General features: G+C 66.0%; 7 protein-coding genes and 1 pseudogene. 6 read left to right on the top strand and 2 right to left on the bottom strand.

Annotation, left to right across the window (positions count from 1 at the left end):
* Positions 1–2,254 precede the first annotated feature (2,254 nt).
* From B118_RS0123975 to B118_RS0124000, 6 genes and pseudogenes are all read left to right on the top strand, one after another.
* The gene (locus B118_RS0123975) at positions 2,255–10,003 is read left to right on the top strand and encodes a hypothetical protein (RefSeq protein ID WP_028193598.1); all 7,749 of its coding nucleotides are present in this window, start codon (positions 2,255–2,257) and stop codon (positions 10,001–10,003) included.
* A gap of 180 nt (positions 10,004–10,183) precedes the next feature.
* Positions 10,184–11,266 (top strand): hypothetical protein, encoded by a 1,083-nt coding sequence (locus B118_RS0123980; protein WP_028185610.1) that lies wholly within the window; start codon positions 10,184–10,186, stop codon positions 11,264–11,266.
* A gap of 173 nt (positions 11,267–11,439) precedes the next feature.
* Positions 11,440–12,372: a hypothetical protein gene (locus B118_RS0123985; RefSeq protein WP_028193599.1), complete on the top strand. Its 933-nt coding sequence runs from the start codon at positions 11,440–11,442 to the stop codon at positions 12,370–12,372.
* Complete coding sequence (locus B118_RS0123990; protein ID WP_028185609.1) at positions 12,369–12,893, top strand: type VII secretion system-associated protein; 525 nt, start codon at positions 12,369–12,371, stop codon at positions 12,891–12,893. Before B118_RS0123985 ends, B118_RS0123990 begins: the two co-directional genes overlap by 4 nt.
* Before the next feature lie 59 nt (positions 12,894–12,952).
* Positions 12,953–13,536: pseudogene (locus tag B118_RS29150) on the top strand (GlcNAc-transferase family protein); the annotation flags it as partial.
* A gap of 112 nt (positions 13,537–13,648) precedes the next feature.
* The gene (locus B118_RS0124000) at positions 13,649–16,846 is read left to right on the top strand and encodes a discoidin domain-containing protein (RefSeq protein ID WP_028193600.1); all 3,198 of its coding nucleotides are present in this window, start codon (positions 13,649–13,651) and stop codon (positions 16,844–16,846) included.
* A 179-nt stretch (positions 16,847–17,025) separates the two neighbouring features.
* Here B118_RS0124000 and B118_RS0124005 read toward each other — a convergent pair whose 3' ends face one another.
* Both B118_RS0124005 and B118_RS0124010 read right to left on the bottom strand, forming a co-directional pair.
* Entirely contained in the window at positions 17,026–17,493 is a 468-nt protein-coding gene (locus B118_RS0124005; protein WP_018812058.1) for a Dps family protein, read from the bottom strand.
* Between the two features lie 149 nt (positions 17,494–17,642).
* On the bottom strand, positions 17,643–18,618 hold a 976-nt coding region (locus B118_RS0124010; protein ID WP_028188370.1), incomplete at its 5' end, for an alpha/beta fold hydrolase.

Here is an 18,618-nt window from a genome sequence, read left to right on the forward strand (position 1 = left end):
GCCTGAGTCGAAGGCGGAGCCCGCGCCTGAGTCCAGGTCCGAGTCGGAGGCTGATTTCAAGGCCGAGGCCGAACAGAAAACTGACAGCGGGAACGGCAATTCTCCAACGGTCCTGTCGCCGGATAAGTTGCGTAGTGCTCTGCCTGACTATTTGCGTCGGAGCGAAGCCCTGGGTCCGGCTGCGCAGTTCCGATCCGTCACTATCGATCATGACACAAGCCTTATTCGTGAGCTAGAGTTGTTGGCGCCAGGAATGTCGCAGTCGGTGTTGAAGGAACTGGACCGAGACGTACAGGATGATTTTGGCAGGTTTCTTGGTGAGGGGTATTCATACCCTGTTCGTATTGGCGGGGAAGCTGCCGAGTTGACGGTCACCGCTCGGTTTGATTGGGACGGCATCAAGCCTGAGAAAAAGGCGAAGGAAGGTCCGAAGGCAGAAAGTAAGTCGGACGGATCCCACTCGCGCTCAGTGAAGCTAGATCATTATCCGCATGTAGATCCAAAGTTCTTCGTTTCGTTTATTCCCAGTGCTCTGGTTACTGGGGGGATGTCCATTCCGACCGCGCCAAGATCGACGAACTCCAGGACCAGCAAAACGAGCTTCAAAGCGACTACCGTCGTTGAGGTGGAGGATCAAATTGAGGTCACTGTTCCGGCTGTGATCTATGCCTCTCTGCAAGGGTCCGCCGGGCAGACAATCGATGCTCGGCCGTCCGAGAATCGCGCGTTCTCAGATGGGCCGGGGAAGGTCACGGCGAGGGGCATCGTCCCGTTGCGGGTGCCGACCAAACTGGCTGTTCCAGAACCAGGACCGGATCCCCTTCCTGCAAGGGTGCCCACCGCCCTGCCCAAGAGGTTCGGTGTGGAGAGCGTCGTCGTTCATTCCGACCCAGATCGCGGCACGCACTTCAAGCAGGTCGCGGAAATTCTCCAAAAGGAAGGGCTGGGGGACATTGTTCGCGTAGGGGCGCCAGGCCGGAGTGTACTCAAGCAGTTCTTGTCCAGAGACAAGCTTCCTGTCGCTGACGCAACAACAGTCGGCGCTGACAGGGCCGAGGAAGGTTGGGTCACTTCAGAGCCGCTGCTGCGTACGCCTGCCGAGCGTAATCTATGGCGCCGTGTCTTCCCGGGGCGTGGCAGCGCCCTGCAGGTACGGCTTGTGGCCAGGCAGGTGCGGTCTCTCGGGACTGCGGACGGCGTCAAGTATGAAGATGGCTTCAAGCTGGCCGGCGAGAACACCGACAGCCAAGTCGCCGACCGGCCGTGGGCGGCGATGTTGACCGGTGGTGGCGGTGGTGTGGCGGGGCCACTGATGTACGTCGTCGGGCCGAGGGTGACGGTCTCGCGCACCGAGCCGACCGAGCAGAAGGTGGCGGCTACGAGAGTCGGGCGCCAGAAGGTGAAGGTCAAAGGCTCAGCCGTTCGCTACCGAACTGTCTATGACCTGGAAGTGCGTCTTATTGGAAGGCCAGCTCAAAGGCTGGACGGGGCCGTCACGACGGTGCAGTGGACGACCAAGGATCGGGTGCGGGGTACTTCGCTGGATAGCGAACCGACCGAGTGGCAGGGGCGCACGGGTGACCGCCGTACGCACTTCGCGCCAGCGCCTATTGAGCAGGGACGCTCCTTCGGAGGGGCCTACATTGACGATCTAGATGGTGGTGATCAGCTAAGGAGAAGTGTGATCCGCGCATTACGGAATGTGCCGATGACGAAGCGTCTAATCCCTGCTCTAAATAAGAAAGCATTTGTCCGGCAGTTCGGCGATCCGGAGTTGGCTCAGGGGCTGACCGGACCCGTCCAGGCGATCTTATCGCGTCGGGAAGATATTGAAGCCCAGCTTTCGAATCGTCAACTACGATTTATGTTGGACCGGATTGTCGGGCCCGGGCTGGAGATCCCGCTAACGATGAATGGCAAGCTGCACGACTACACCACGGTCGTGGTGATCAAAGGTAAGCTTTCCAGCTTATCCGACGGCGAAATTCTGAGCCAAAAGGTGTCAGGAGCTACCGAGAATCGTGCGGCGAAGGACGACGTCATTGTCAGTAAGGATAAGAGTTGGGCTTCTTCCATAGGAGTTGATGCCCGGCTCATCGCGGTGCTCGGCCCGGCCTTCCCGGTCGGTATTGTCGGCCCGCGTGTCGGGTACACCGCGAGCAGTGGCCATGATGTCGGCGTCAAGCGTCGTCACGAGTTTGAGATTGCGCGCGCACCGGATCTTAAAGAGGATGGCGGGCTCGCAGAGGCGTCGATGCGCGAATTCGCGGCCACCCTGACCGTGACGACAACCTTCGAATCCAGCGTGCGGCCCAACCCGAGCAGACTACTCCTGACGCCCGGTTGGCCCGGTCTCCACGTCCCGACCGTCGTTTCCGGTGCCCTGCCGTCCAAGGAACACCAGTTGGAACTGCGCCTGCTGGTGCCCGAGCACCGGGTCACACTGAGCCCGCCGCCATCCGCGCCAGCGCCGGAACCGGTCGACAGGGAGTGGATGACAAATCCACCGGCATTGAGGGAGATATCAGGTGGGTACCCGTACAAGCTGGACGGCAGCCTCGTCGAGACGTTCCTCGGATCGGCTCAACTGCTCGAGGGGGTCAAGGAGACCCTGACGCGGGCTACCAATGACCCCATCTGGAGTTTCGCAGACGGGTCGATTTCCACCCTGATCTCCCAGTCGTTGGCGCCAGACCAGTTGACGGGTGGTAGCGAGCTGTTCAGCACACCGCTGTCGCTGTCCCAGCTCACCTACGGCCGCCGCCGGGCGGATGCTTACGCCGAGGTCAAGATTCGACTGAGGCCCCACAACCCCCGGGTGCAGGCGCCAATCGAGTTCCACACCGTCAAGGATGTTCTCGCGGGTGGCTCCAGCAGTGGCGCCAAGCAGGCTCGCTCGTGGGGCGGAAGCTTGTCGATTACGCCGGTGGGCGTGGTGCGCGGACCAGCCGGCGATCCGAATGTAGGCCGCGTCACCGCAAGCGGTTTCTTTGTCATGTCGGGAACCTTCCTGCAATTCGCGCGCGGCCAAAAGTACGAGCACAACATCTCAGGTTCATCGAAACTCGAGGTAAGCGGCAGACCAGAACGTCGGGTGTTGGTGCAACTTGACGTGGGCGTGGATGTAGTCGCGGAAACCCGGCGTCGAGGCAACCTGGATGTGCTGGAAGTGCTGCCCGACAGTCCGATCCAGCGGGCAGGGCAGAGCTTCACCTTGCGCGACTCACTCCTGATGTGGATGACCGAGAGGCAGGCGCGGGAACTCGGGGACGACGACAAAGCGTATTCTGGCCAGCTGGCCGAGGTCGAGCGACAAACGCGATATCTGTCGGACAACGCCGTGCAGGCCGATCCACACGAGCGCGACCGTCGAGACAACGCTACGGACCGTGCCCAGCCCTCGGTTCCGACTAACCGCACCATCACGTTGCCCGCGATGATTGGTATTCCCGGCAGACCGTCATTCGGAATCGGCGGCCTAGATCGCACTCTAGACCTGAGCAGTCATATCGGTGCCGTGCGACGTGCGATTACGAACGCGATCGGCGGAACCCGCGGTACGCGGGTGGCGCAGGCGCTGCTGCCGGAGTCCTCGCTGGATGCACCACACGACAACGTACGGATGTTGCAGACCTTCCTGAGCCACGCCGACAGTCACATCACCAGCGCCCTCAACGGTGGCCGGAGCCTGCTGCTTCGCCTGGACGGGCGAGGCCGGGGACACACCTATCAGATGACGGTTACAGCGTCGATGGTGAGTGAGCCTGAATTCAAGGGAATCGTGCACGTCGACAAGCTTACTGTCAGTGATAAAACAAAAATGACCCTCACCGACGTCACCACTCGCAGCCTTACGGAGGCATCGGTATCCCTCATGCTGAGGGGGCGGGGGATACACGTTGAAGGTCAAAGCCCGGAAGCGCAGCAGCACTCTGACCCAGTCAGAGTGCTGGGTGGGGCGGGAGCGGCCACCTCCGCGAATTGGGGTGCCCGCGAAAAAGAGTACTCCGACGCTGACACTCTGAAATATTCTCAGTCTCTGGCCGTGGAGGGGCCAGTCGCCACCTTCGGTACCGACATCGTCCTCAGCATCACTGTGACCGGTCGCGAGCTACCCAAAGCGGGCGCGGTCCTCAGGGAGGTTCGTCCACTGACACTTCGCGTGTCGCCGTACAGTTCGCGGATCAACGGCCAGGTCGGAGTCGCCGGTGACAAGGGCATACTGCCGAGCAACGAGCTCACCGACTCCGCTCGCAGTGAATGGCGTAACAAGAGCCTGCCAGAGCCCTCGCAATACGCGGTCGAGCACGTGTTTCTGGATATGGCTGAACTGCACGACGCGGCCGAGCTGGCCTTGACCAAATCCGGCGTTACCGTCGACGCCACCACCCAGGCCACGCTACGCGCCGCGATCAACACCACCAACCTGAAGGCTGGGCTGCCAGCCATGCTGGCTGGCCTGTTCCTGATCCCGCTGCCCCACCAGACAAACCGGAAGCTCTTCCTGGACGCCCGGGTGGTAGGGCGACCGAGGTTCGCTGGCGCCAACACGGATGTCGCTATCAAGAATTCCTTGAAGGGTGAGCGCTCCCAGAAGGTGACGCACAAGTCCGGGAGCACCTATCTGGTAAAAACGCGCGGCCTACTCGGCGTTCGCGAGGACGGGAGGGGGGGTATGCCAGTGGAGAGGCGTCACTACGCGACGGCTGACAGCCAGCGATACGAGGCCAGTGCGACGCCAGAAAAATACAAGACGACCGCCCAGCCATCGTCCACCCCAGAGGATGACACGCTTGTCTGGGGTCTTTCCTATTCGTTGGAATTCTCCCTGGTCGCTCTCCCTGTGCATGTGCACCGCCCACGAAAACGGCTCCAACCTTCCGCCCGTCGTACACACCAGCACCGCCTCAACCCACCCACGTCACGAAAGCGTGCGGGCGTCATGCTTCGAATCGACGACGCCGTGATCCTGCGGATGAACGACGAGGCAGCACGTGAACATACTGACATCGTGCTACCGCCGGAACTCAAAGAATCAGCCAAAAGTTTGGCCGAGAGTAGTAAGAAGTGGACCAAGGCAGTCAATCGCAGGGACGGGTTGAAAGCTCAAAAGGCCACAGACGCTGACCTCCTGAAAGCTGCCGAACAAGAGGCCGCCGATGCTGAATCCAAGTGGTGGGATGCCTATCAGGCCCATGAACGCCAACTCGACACGCTGCGTCCCGCCGCACCCCACACCGACTCTGTGCACACGGCTGAGGACACCACTGGGACCGAGGAGGCTCAGCCCACCGCCGCGACGCAGGAGACGACTTATCTCACCAACGCTGAGCCATCAGCTCCCAAAAGGGGGGCTCAGACCTCGACCGATGCTTTGTCAAGTCCACCGCCCACCGAGGGGGCGCAGTTGTCCCCTGCGGCGGGCGGCACCCCGACGATCGAGCCCGGCGCCTCCGCACCCGCGCCGGCCGTCAGCGACGTAGCGGAGGACACCGTCTCCGCACCCGCCGATGGTGGGCCGGATGGTGCGGAGACTGCCGCTGATCCGGTGCCTGCTACTCCATCGGTAGTGCGGCCGTCGTTGTTGGCTACTCCTGGTGATGGTCGATGTCAGCTGTATGCGGTTATCGGTAGTGACCCCGGTCTGGTGGGGGAGAGGTTGGCTTCGGCGGGTCTCGCCACCCCGGCCCTACGTGCCTGGCTGGCCGACCCGGAGTTGGTCCGTACCCAGCTCACCGAGCAGAGCAGCCCCGAGACGCGGGACACACGGGAGCTCGTACCGCAGTCCACCGAGTTGGGGCAGGCGGCCGAGCGTCTACGTCAACTCGTTGAACGCCACCTGATCACGCTGGGTCCGGCGAACGTGCCGACCGTGGCCCTGCAGGCATATCGGGGAAACCGCAATCAGACACTCCACGCCACCGTCGACTCCCTGGATCAGGCCACGGTCCTCAACCGGCTCCACGCGGCGGGAATCACCAGCCTGCGTGATCCCAGTCTGCTCCCCGTGGCCCACCTACGCGACCTGTACGTGCACCACCGGACCGCCGGCCTGACCGCCAACGGCACCGACCACGCGAGTGCCCGAACCATCGCGGAACAGGAGGTGCCCCTCAAGCCCGCCGCTGACGGCACCCCAGCACGTGACCTTGCGGACGGATCCCTGTCAGCGCAGCAGATGTTCGACTTCCTCAGCACTCACCAGGACATCCCCCTGCGCGACCTGTCTGAGCAGGTACAGCGCGGCCAGCTGACGGTGCACCTGCTCGACCCGGCCAGACCAGCTGACCCCGACGAGTTCGCCGAGCTCACCAAGGCTGTACAACACTGGGAGCAACATTGGCACCGCGATGTCGGCGAGGCATACATCGGCCTACTCGCCTCCGCACTGGGCTCCCGTATCCGCATCCACACACCGGATCACGTCCAGACCGTCGGCCCTGACGACGCCCCCCTGATCACCATTCACCGGCATCACGATCATTACCAAGCCACCACCACTCCTCCCCCGGCCACCACCACTGACGCGCGGGTTTCGCCGACAGTCAGTCACAACGAACCGAACGGCCGCGCCACCCCGACGGCCACACCAAGCACAATCGTTGGCACCCCGGGTGCGTCACACCGGCCTGGCGACGTCAGTTCGATCCCGGATCTGACCCGCGAGCACGCCCGCGTCCAGCTCGCCGACGGCCGGACGCTCCAGGGACCCGTCGGGAATCCGGGATCCCGCACGCACCCGGACCGGACCGAGTCCGTCACGGCGGGTGCCTTCCATTCCGCCAGCGACAGAATCAAGGCAGTCGACGACTCACGGCCCAGCATCATCGAACCGTCGGCTGACCCCGACGCTGTCACCGTGGCGCATCAGCCTGTCGCATCCCCGGTTAACACACTGCAGGCCACCCCGGATCGCCGGGCCGATGTCGACCCCACGCCAAGCCGCGCCGAGGCTGACCGGTCGGATACTGAGGTGGACCGGCCGCCGCTGGTCCCGCCGGAACCGGGCCAGACCGAGCGTGACCCGGCATCACCAGGGGTGGCAAGCCGACACCACGTCCTTGCGGACGACGTCGAGGTGGTGAAGGCGACGCCGCCTGACCGGCCCATTCCCGAGGAGCCCACCGGAGAGCGGCCCACGGACCCTGAGGCCCCGGGCGCCACCGAGCGGGCCGCCACCACCGATTCGGGCACCCACACCGCATCACCGCCGGTCACCTACGTTCCCGCCGGACTCGCCCTGCTCGATCCCGACCAGGCCGACAAAATGCGTGTCGCCCTCAATTACCCACCCCAATCCGACGAATATCTGGTCTTTGCCGAGGGCACCCCCGACGGCATCGTCGTCGGCAACGAACTCGTCACGCCCGAACACCTCGCCGCCCTCATCACCGCTGACACCCGGTCCCACGGTAAGGATGTTGTTCTCGTCGCCTGCGAGACCGGGCAGCGCGACTACGACCTCCGCCTGTCCGGTCAAGCCGACATCACCGCTGTCAGCGCATCCCCTGACACCGCCTGGGTCACCGCCACCGGCCGCATCTTTGCCGCTGCCACCACCTACACCTCCACTGGTCACCCGCAACTCGACCGCACCCGCCCTGGCACCTGGCGTCGCACCGCCGGCCACCCTCCCATTACCAGGGTTCACCACCACTACGAATACCCCACCCGCCACACCAGTGCCGAATCTCCGAACATTGCCGATGCCATTCCCTTTGGATCGTCGAGCAAGAAACCGGCCACATCCTCGGACAAGAAGCGATCCAAAAAGAGTCTGATCGAAGATATCGATCAGGCTGCCAAAGAGTTTACCCTGTCCTACGGGGGTGGCCAGTACGGGCGGGCAGGGGACCAATTCCGGCTGCGGTTCGCCCGGGACAAGAGTGCCGAGAGGGCGGCTCAGACGCTCTCTCATCTCAGCTTCAAGCTGCATGACGTGTTCCGCCAGCTGCGCGAGCAGAGCAAGCACCCTGAGAGACTTCCCAAGGATCTCGAGGTGCAGGGGATGTTGATCAATGGACGTCTGGTCTTCGCCACCAACTTTAACGCCACCGCCGGCCTGATCAGCAAGGTGAAATTTTCGGCAGAAAGCAAAAAGGTCACACCTTTGGAGCAGCTGCTGAGCATTTCGCAGAGCGACAGCAGCCGGCGAAAGCATTTGGCGCCGCAGGATGCCGACGAGTATGTCGGGCGGCTGAGACGCAGTGAGGAAAAAATCAATGAGGCGTTCAGGGGAGTCCGCGACAACGACACGGCCAGGGCGATGCGCGCCAACCGAGACGTCCAGCTCGCGGACGCCGCTCCGACTGACGACGAGAGTCGGCTGTGGTTGAACTACCTCCTCACCAATAGCGAAAAGATGGGTGCCGTCATCGTTCTGGAGCATTCGGACAGCGATGCCAACTCGATCCACGCCGAGCAGAAACTACTGCTGGCCGTGCATCGCGCCGGTCTGCGGCCATCGGACATCGAGGGTCCCTACCTGATCATGGGTAAGTATCGGCCCTGTCTGGGATGTTGGGCGGCCCTCAACCATCATCGGAAGAAAAATTTCCCCGTCGACTTCGACGACAACTACGGCAACTACTATCTCGAGTCGATTCGTTCGCTGGTGTCCTACCTTCCGCACACCATACGCGACCCTCAGGGCGGGGTGGGCAATTACCTGGAGGATGTCATCAGGGGCGAGGCCCAACGAATGATGAGTGTGTCCGCGCTTTCCCGTCAAGCACCACCCCATGACGCCGTCGACAACAACGGACCCGAGAAGGTGATACCGGTGGGAGACGCCCCCAACCGGGGCTACGTCACCGCCTCGGACTCCGAGAGCGCGTTCGACCAAGAATCGAACAAGATGGTGAGCGGGAAGCGTGCCCTCGACTTCACCGCGGGCACGCGGAACCGCACTCTCGGCACCGGCAAAGAAAAGTCTCACAGTTCCCGCGCAGCCCAGCGTGTGCTCAACGAGGTCGAGCGCGCGGAACTGGCAGCGGTGTGGCGGGACCGTGATCCTGAGCGGGTCGCCGCACGGTTCAAGTTCCACGAGGCCCGTGGCGTGTCGCAGGCCGAAATCGTCGAGGCGTCCGGGGCCAGCCGGGGCACTGTCTACCGGATGGTCCGGGACAAGGACGGCCATGAGCGCCGCGACGGCCGCGACAGTGCCACGCGACGGGTTGCGTCCCGCAGCGGCCGCCACGACTCAACAGTGTCCTCCACGACCAGCAAGGGCGCCGGCAAGTTCAAGAAGCGCCCCGACATCGACGACATCGGCCGTTCCTCCCTGCGCGACGTTATGCGCGGCACCGACTTCTACCAGGGCTGGAAGCACATCGAGAAGTCGCAGAGTAAATCGACTCTGAAGGCTCGCGACATCCCATCCGCACTCAATGAGGCCCTCGCCGCCGCCCGGCAGCAGTACAGCATGCAGAGCATCGCTGACTACCTACACATGCCACGCAAGAGTCTGCAGCAGCACTTGGACAAGCGCTACGGCCCGGTCAACGACGTCAATACCCCCCAGCCCAGCCCCATCGATGAGGAAGCGCCGGACGCATATCTCACGCCCGTAGCCACCGACTCCGTTTACGACGACACCAACTCCATGTACTACGACGACAACTCCACGTACTACGACGACGACCTCGGCCGGCAGATGTACATCCCGCCTGATTCCGACGCCATGGACTACGAGCCGGCCGGAGCCAGCCACGCAGGACCCAGCAGCGCGTCCGGGTCCCAACCGCCGCGGGTTACCTACAGCACTGCACCCATTACCTACGACATTCCGCCGCAGGCCGCACCCGCGGCGGACCCCGCTCCACCACCCGCGAACACGGACCCGGTCTACGTCTCCGACCACGGTCCCCCTGTCTACGCAGACAACCACGGCCGCCAGTTCTACTGGAATCCCGAGACTAGCCAGTGGGAGTACTACGACGACAACGAGTGGCACGGCTACCGGGCCTCCGACCCGCATGGCAAGCGCAAGGACCCCCGTTAGGGTCCCCACGGCCAGCCCGGTCCACCACCTGACGCCGCTGACCTCCTCGACCGCCTTTCGGCTGATTGGCGGTGAAGGCCGTGACCGTCGGTGCCCCCGCGTACCACCAGTCGGTGACACGAGGGGAAAGCCCGGGACTGAATCGTCGATCAGCGGTAACGGCCGTGGTCGAATGGTGCGGTGCCTGAGTTTCGTACGGTCGGTCCAGGGCCGGAGCTGCATCGGCTTCTCCTGCGCGTGGCCGGCCACGCGCCCGACCACACGATCTCCGAGGCGCGGTATGCGCTGGCCGAGGGTCGGATGGTCGATGTCACCCGGACGGTTGCCGCAGTTGCCGCAAACGCTGGGCTGGTCCTCACCGAGGAGGAGCTTGCCCTGATCGCGGCCGTGGAGCCGGATCGCGTCGGCGCGCTGTCCAACATAGGCCAGGGCCGACAGGAACGGACGTCCTTCACGTTCCAGCCGGCTCTGGGGGAGGATCCGGCCTTCGCCTCGGGAGCGACGCCGCCGCTGCTGGATCTGACGGCTGCCCCACCTGAGACTGTCGGCGTGCTGACCGACGAGCTGGACCGGGCAGCGACCGAGGCCCTGAGCCAGGTACCCGGTGTGACCGCGCTGTGGCGGGCCTGGCGTTTCGATGCGTCCAGCGGTACCGGCAGAACAGCGGCGCGGGTCTTCGTCCTGGCCGCTGACGTGCCCGCGGACTACCTACCCGTGGTTACGGCCATGGCGCAGCAGGAACTCAGTACGGTGGGTATCGCCCAGCCGCTTGTCGAGGTGTACGCGGCAGGCGATGAACTGCCCGCGTACCAGATGCAGGCGCGGGGGTCCGCCGCGTTGCTGTGGACAGCCGCCGAGGCGTACCCGATCGCTGTCGCCCCGGTCTTCGACGGCGTCGACCCGGCGGCCGGGCCGTGGTTCGCCCCGGACCATCCTCGTCTCGATGGCGTCGAGCAGGAGCGGGTCGCCGCCTTCCTGGATTCCGGTTGGGCGGTTCTGACGACGACCCGACGGGAGAGTGACGTGGTGGCGCCCGATCGTGGTGCCGTCGTGCCGATGTCCTATCGAACCGACGGTGTGTGGGTGTGGACCGACACCGTCACCTACTATCTCCGCACGTACGGCCTGGCTCCGGCGGCTGAACTGTTGGATCACATTCGGCGTGCCGACTTCCGGCCCCCCGAGGTGGATGAGGTGGCCGAACATCGGGTCCTGGCTGCGTTGTTCCGCCCCGCGATGCCGAGTCCTGCCGCTGCCCACTGAAATTCACGGCCGGTACGACGCACACGGACCGGTCCCGCCCTTCACCATCCGCGCCTCGGTCGAGGTAAGAACGGGATCGGGTGAGGGGTCGTAGGGGCAAGCCTGCCAGCCGACCGGGCACGGTTGCCGACTCCACTGCGACGATCACAGCGCCACTCAGAAGGATGACGGTGATGAGCGATCAAGCCGAGCTTCACACCGCGTTGCTGCGCCTCGGTGGCCGGATACCGGACGCGATGCTGGTCGAGCTCCGGCTGCGGCTGGCCGACACCGGCACGGTACTCACGCCCCGGCCCGACGACCCCATGGAACCGGCGTACACCTTCGCACCCGCACTGCCGGACCCGCAGACCTTCGGTACCGCCGTACCGCCGCTGCTCGATCTGGTCGGCCGGGACCTCGCCGACCAGATCGACCACCTGGCGATCCGGGCGGCGCGGGAGCAGACAGGGGCGGTGGCGCTGTGGCGTTCCTGGCGTACGGCGCCCCAGCGGGCCTCGTCCGCGGTACCACCGACCCGGGTCTACGTGCTGGAGGCATCCGGGCCGCCGGCGGCGATCGCGGCCGTGATGATCCGCGCGCTGGCCGCGGACCTGGACATGCCGCAGGTCGAGGTGTATCGATCCGGTGCGGATCTCCCGTCCTACGCACGCGCGGCCCGCAGCTCCGGGGCGCTGCTGTGGATGGCAGACGAGCCGCCGCCCCCGCGGATCGCCCGGGTCTTCGACGTGGTCGACGCGGACGGCGCCCGGTTCGAGTCCGGCCACGAACGGCTGGACGGCGCGGATCGTGAGCAGGTCACCGCCTACCTGGAGGCGGGCGCTCCGGTGCTGGGTACCGCCGGGACGCTGTCCGACGTGGTCGAGCCGGAGCGCGGAGCGGTGGTACCGATGAGCTACCGCACCGACGGACGTTGGCTGTGGACGGAATCGGTCACCTACTACCTTCGTACGCACGGCCTGGCGCCGGAGCCGGACCTGCTGGCGCACGTACGGGCCGCCGGGGCACTGCTGCCGGCACCGGACGCGGCGCACGAGCATCGAGCGTTGGCGATGCTGTTCCAATCGGCCGCATTCGTGCCGGCCGGGGACGGGACACAGTCATGACCACTGCGTCCGGCGGTACCTCGGCAGCGGAGGAGGTGTTCCTGCTCACCGACCCGGAGTGGGAGCCAGAGGACCCCGACGACGCGCCGCCCTTCGAGGTGGTGATGGGAATGTGGCCGATGCTGCCGAACGGCACCGTCGGCGAGTTCCGCCCCAATCCGGACTACGAGCCGCGCTACGAGGCCTCGCCGACCGATCCGCTCGACGCTCTCATCCGTTTCACGCTGCTCGGCGAGGTCGAGCCCGAACACTTGGCCGCGGTGCTGCGCAACTCGCTGGTGGACCTCGCGCTCAATGGCGACGGTCGACCGTTGGTGGTGCGCGACGATGACGGCGGGCTGTGCGCGATGATCGCGACGAGCGCGTCGCACCAGCGTCGAATCATCGCGCCAGACTGGCGGCGGGTCGGGCTGGCCGAGCTGTCCACCACCCTGACCGACGGTACCGACGTTCTGGTGAACCCGGGCAGCCCCGCAGGGGCGCGCCTCGGTGCCGACTTCCTGCGGCAGGCGAGGGAATGACCGCGCGGTGCGCGGAGCGGATCACATCCGTGGCTGGAATCCGATGACGGTGTTCGTGTCGGGTGATCGCGACGGCCCACGCCACCGGCGCCACAAAGCCGGTGATCACCTGCTACCCGTCGACGTACGATCCGGCGACGGAGTTCACCGGTGCGGGCGTACCGTCCGAGACCGTCGTGGCCAGGTGGACCAACGACGGGCTACCGGTCTATGCCCAGCGAAGGATCCGGGACCTGTCCGGCACACCGAGGCCGGCGCGGTTCGTGGCGGGAGGCTTCCTGTTCGCACCCGGAACCTTTGTCCGAGAGGTGCCCTACGACCCGAACATCTATTTCCATGGCGCGGAGATCACGGTTGCTCTCCGCGCCTACACCTGGGGATACGACCTGTTTCACCCGACCGAGGTGCTGAGCTGGCACTACTACATGCGAAACGAGCGCCCTCGGCACTGGACCGACCACGTCGGCAACAACGGTGGCAAGAGCTGGCCCGTCCTCGACCGGGCCAGCCGTCGACGGTGAACAACCTGCTGCGCTACCCGCCAACAGGCCGGTTCGGTGTCGGGCCGGTGCGCACGCTTGCCGACTACGAGGCCTACTCCGGATGTGACTTTCGCCGCCGCACCTGGACGGATCCGGCCTAGCTGGATGGCGGCCAGGGTGGGTGGCAGGCCCAGGCGAGCGGGCGCGCGGTGCAGCTCAGGGTTGGGTGATGGCTTGGCCGGGACGATTTGACTCGTTGGGAGTTCGTGAGCGGTGGACGGTAGCGACAACACAATGAAACCGGCGACCTCGGGGACGTCCGCGCTGACGTGGTACTCCGAACGTGCCGCGGTGGTCGGCGAACCGTCGGCATTCGCGGTAGTGGCCCGATCACTGCCGGTGCCGCCAGGTGAGGTCGCGGTGCTGGGACGGCCGAGCGGGTCAGTCGACTGGCGGGACGTGGCTGACGCACTGTTGGCCGTCGTGTCCGCACGGGCGGTGGTATGGCTGGCGGTGCCGGGAGGGGGTAGCCCGGACACCTCGGGGCAGGTGCCGGCGGCGGTTCTGGCCGAGCACGCGGGATTCGAGGTTCTCGCGCCGGCCGGACGCCTGGAGCCGATTCCCGGCGGCACGTTGTTCGCGGACGAGGGCTGGCGGCGGTTCGGGGCAGAATCGTCGTCGTCGTCCGACGGCGGCGGCCAGCCCGATCCGGCTGTGGGCCGGCGGTTTCCCGCGCCCCGCTGGCAACCTGCCGTTGACCCCCCGGCCGACGGCGGATCGGTGGCCGGCCTGCTCCAAGCGCCGATCCCGGCGGGCCTGTGGGTGTACCCCGACGCGCCCGACCAGCCTGCTCCGGGTGGGGACGACCCCGCGTACGCCATACCGGTGGATGCGGACCGTCCGGTGTTGCTGGTGGGACGGCCGGGCGTTGCGGCACCTGACCCAGACGCGGTCATGGCAGTGGCGGACGCGCTGCCGAGTGCCCTACGTGGACGCCTGACCGTGGTGCCCCATGGCCCGGGAGCGACGGTCAGCGCGCAGGTGTGCGAGATGCTCGCCCGGCGATGGGCGTGCACCGTAACCATGGCCGCCGGGGTACCGACACTGCACCACGACAATCGTTTGGTGCCGGTCGTAGTCGATTCGGAGGGCGTCGGTAGGTGGGCACCGCCGATATCGCGGCTCGCCTTCGCGCCATCCGGCCAGCCGAGTCCGGCCGGGCCGGTCGACTTTCTGGTCGGGCTGGCCCGGGTCGAACCGGACGCCTACCAACTCACCTCAGAGTGGGTGGTCGAGGTCGTGCAGAGCGGTGTGTGGCTTCGTCCACCGCTGTCGGGAGAGTCGACCCCGGCGGTGCGTGAGCGGCCCTGGCAGTCCGGCCGGATGGCGATCGTCGTTGGGGTGCCGGGCGCACCGTTGGACGGCGAGGCCCGGCGGGCGTTGCGGGAGCTGTTGGTCCGGCTGCCGGCTCCGGTACGAGGACGGGTCGACCTGTATCCCCGGGAGGCCGAGTCCCTAGCGCGTGAGGACACACCTTCGACCGAAGCGCCCGACATCGCACTCGTGCCGGCGCGGACTGAGCCGCCGGTGTGGTGGCAAGCCGACGAACGGCTGTTCAGCGTCTTGGTCGAGCTCGATGACGACGGTCAGGTGTGCACCGAGGAGGGTGTGCTCGGACCTGGTGAGCTCGGCGAACTGATCACGGCCCATAGTCAGCGAGCCGGCCGACCGATCCTGCTCGTGGCGAATACCGACCTGCCGATGGAGTTCTGCCAGCGTGTCGCCGACCAGGTCCCGGCGATCGTGATCACCGGCAGTCCGCACGGTGGCGGGTGGTCGACCATCCGCCCGCGTCAGGTAGATCACGACGAGTTGCCACCGTCACGACTGGAAAGCCCGTATCCGCTGGCCGACCATGATCTGGACGACATGCTGAGGGAGCCGGCGGTACCGGTTACGGAGGTGACATGGCAGCCGGCGTGCGCGAACCGGCGGAGGCTGGACCTGCGAACAAAGCGGTCTGTAGCGGAAACGGGTGACGGAACCACGGGGGCGGGCGAAACGGACACACCTGATCGCGTCGCACTATTGGGCCGTGGTCCCGGTGCTCGCACGCCGTTTCGCGTGTCCGGCCGACTGGCGAGTGAATGGCAGGTGGCCCTGACCATAGCCACGCAGCGGCCGGAGTGGATCCACTGTGACCAGCTGATCACGGTCGAGATTGATGCCGTTGACCCGCTGAGTCTGCAGCTACTGGCGAACTATCTGGATGCGCCCTTGGCAGCCCGGCGGCAGCGGGTCGATGGGCGTCCGGCAGTCGGCGACCAGCCTGGGGGGAGACTGGCTCGACCTCGTCGGGTGGTGGGGCCCACCACAAACGGCTTCCGGTCCACCTCCCTGGTCCCGGCCGAGCCGGCCGCCGTTGCTGGACCGGATCCGACCCCGGCGGGTCCGGTGCCCGACAGCACGACAGCGCCGCCTGTGTCGCCGCCAACGCCAACGACGGTGGCGGCTCCCACTACCCCGGTCCCGGAGCCGGTCCCGGACCCGGTCCCGGTCCCGGACCCGGACACCGTGGAACCTGAGGCCTCGGCGGGCGGTGGGAGCGCAATCTCGGGTGCCTCCGGTGCGTTGCCGGCCCGGACGGCGCCGGTCGAGGAAGCCGTGCCGCTGCCCGTGCTTGCGTCCACATCGTCACCGGCTCGCGCTGACGCGCGGGGCCCGCGCCGTAGTCGCAGGCTGGCGGGAGCAGTCCTGGTCGCGGCCACTGTCGCGGCCACCGGCGGTGCTGTTGTCGCCCTGCGGGATGCTGTGGACGCGGGTGCCGGCGACGTGCCGAGGGCTGCGGAGGTGACGATGTCATCGGAGCCGGCGCCCATCGCCGGAGGCGCGGCGCCGCAGCCCACGGTGAGTCCGAGCGCGCCCCCGACCGCGTCCGAACCCCCGAGCGGGACGCCCGCGCCCGCTACGTCGATGTCTCCGGTGACGGGGCCAACACGAGCGGGCGTTGAGCAGACGCCACCCGCTGCCGCCGGTCGACCGACCTCGACGTCGGCCACGGTCACGGGTCGACCGAACACCACGAAACGTAACCTGGCCCTCGGTCGGGTGGCGGCCGCCTCCAGCACGGAGACGTCCACGTTAGCGGTTGAGAACGTGGTCGACGGTGACCGGACGACCCGTTGGTCCAGTGAGTGGAATGACGATCCGCAGTGGTTGGGAATCGACCTTGATTCGGTCTGGGCTGTCACCGAGGTCCGGCTGATCTGGGAGGAGGCCTACGCGACCAGGTACCGGGTCGAGCTTTCACCTGACGGAGCGGACTGGACGACCGTCTATTCCACCAGTAACGGAACCGGCGGCACCGTCAGGATCAACGTGAGATCGGCGGATGCTCGATACGTCCGGCTCGTGTTCGACCAACGTGGCACCATGTGGGGCTACTCGTTGTGGGAGATCGACGTTCGTTGAGTAGCTGAGGGTGGTTCATCGCTTCCACGCACGTTGGTCGGGCACCACATAGTAGGTGCCCGACCAGTGGTTTCTTCGGTTGCCGCCTCTGATCTTCCGCGTCGCCGTCAGTGCTTGTGTGGACGCGAGCGGGCTTCACCCACGCTCAGAAACGAACTCCTACCGGACGTGGTGACAGCTCACCGTTGTGAGCGGAAGAGCCAGGCCTGTTGTTCGATGGTGTGGCCGGTGGTGATGAGTAGGTCCTGGGTGATGGGGTCGTCGGCGGTGGCCTCGATCGCCTGGTGGAGCCCGGCGGCGGTGGTGGAGAGGATTTCGGTGATCCTCTTGATCACGGTGTCGTCTCGTAGGGCGCCGCTGTCGAGTTGGGGTAGCCGGCTGGTGGCGGCGATCGTGTTGCTGCGTCCGTCTGGCGCGGTGCCGATGGTCGCGGCTCGCTCGGCGATGGTGTCGGCGTGTTCGCGTGTCGCGTCGGCGAGGGCGTCGAGTTGCTGGTGTAGGGGCAGGAAGCGGGGTCCGGTCAGATTCCAGTGCGCCTGCTTGGCGAGGAGGGTGAGGTCGAGCAGGTCAACGAGGGTCTGCTGCAGGATGGGGCCAACGTGGCCGTCGATGGCGTACGTGGCCTGGTTGGTGGCCGTGATGGACATCAGTGAGTCCTTCTCGTTGTTTGGCGGCGCGGTGGGCGTCGCCGTCGTGGCGGTTGGCGCGGGTCCGTCCGGTACTGGGCGTGGGCGGTGAGTGGTGCGGGGCGGGCCGACCGCACGTTGGGTGTGCGGCCGGCCTACTTTCTGGGTTGTCAGAGGCTGTTGACGAAGGTGAGTAGGTCGTTGTTGAGCTGCTGCTTGTGGGTGTCGGTGATGCCGTGGGGGCCGTCGGGGTAGATCTTGAGGGTGGAGTCGGTGACGATTTCGTGGGCTTCCTTGGCGGAGTTCTCGATCGGTACGACCTGGTCGTCGCCGCCGTGGATGATGAGGGTGGGTACGTCGAAGCGTGTGAGGTCTTCGGTGAGGTCGGTTTCGGAGAAGGCTTTGATCGAGTCGTAGGCGGCCTTGTGGCCGGCCTGCATGCTCTGGAGCCAGAAGGTGTCCTTCATGCCCTGCGATACCTGGGCGTCGGGGCGGTTGGCGCCGAAGAAGGGTCCGTTGGCGAGGTCGCGGTAGAGCTGGGAGCGGTCGGCGAGGGAGCCTTCGCGGAGGCCGTCGAAGACGTCGATGGGTACGCCGTTGGGGTTGTCGGGGGTTTTGAGCATCAGTGGGGTGACGGCGCCGACGAGGGCGACCTGGGCGATGCGGTCGGTGCCGTGTCGGCCGACGTAGCGGGCGACTTCTCCGCCGCCGGTGGAGAATCCGACGAGGGTGGCGTCTTTGAGCTTGAGCTTTTTGATGACGGTGGCGAGGTCGTCGGCGTAGTGGTTCATGTCGTTGCCCTCCCAGGTTTGGGAGGAGCGGCCGTGGCCTCGGCGGTCGTGGGCGATGACGCGGTAGCCGTTGTCGGCCAGGTGCATCATCTGGGATTCCCAGCTGTCGGAGTTCAGGGGCCAGCCGTGGCTGAAGATGACGGGTCGTCCGTCGCGGGGGCCCCAGTCTTTGTAGAAGATGTCGACGCCGTCGCGGGTGGTGACGAAGCCCTCGTTGCGGTCTGATCGTTTTCCGGCGGCGGCGGGGTCGGCTTGGGCCTCGCTGGCGCTGTTGGTGGCGATGGCGGTGCCGCCGGCGGCGATACTGAGCACGGCCACACCGGCCAGCAGCGCGGCCCACACGGGACGACGGCGG

The organism is Salinispora pacifica CNR114 (assembly GCF_000514775.1).
Taxonomy (GTDB): domain Bacteria; phylum Actinomycetota; class Actinomycetes; order Mycobacteriales; family Micromonosporaceae; genus Micromonospora; species Micromonospora pacifica.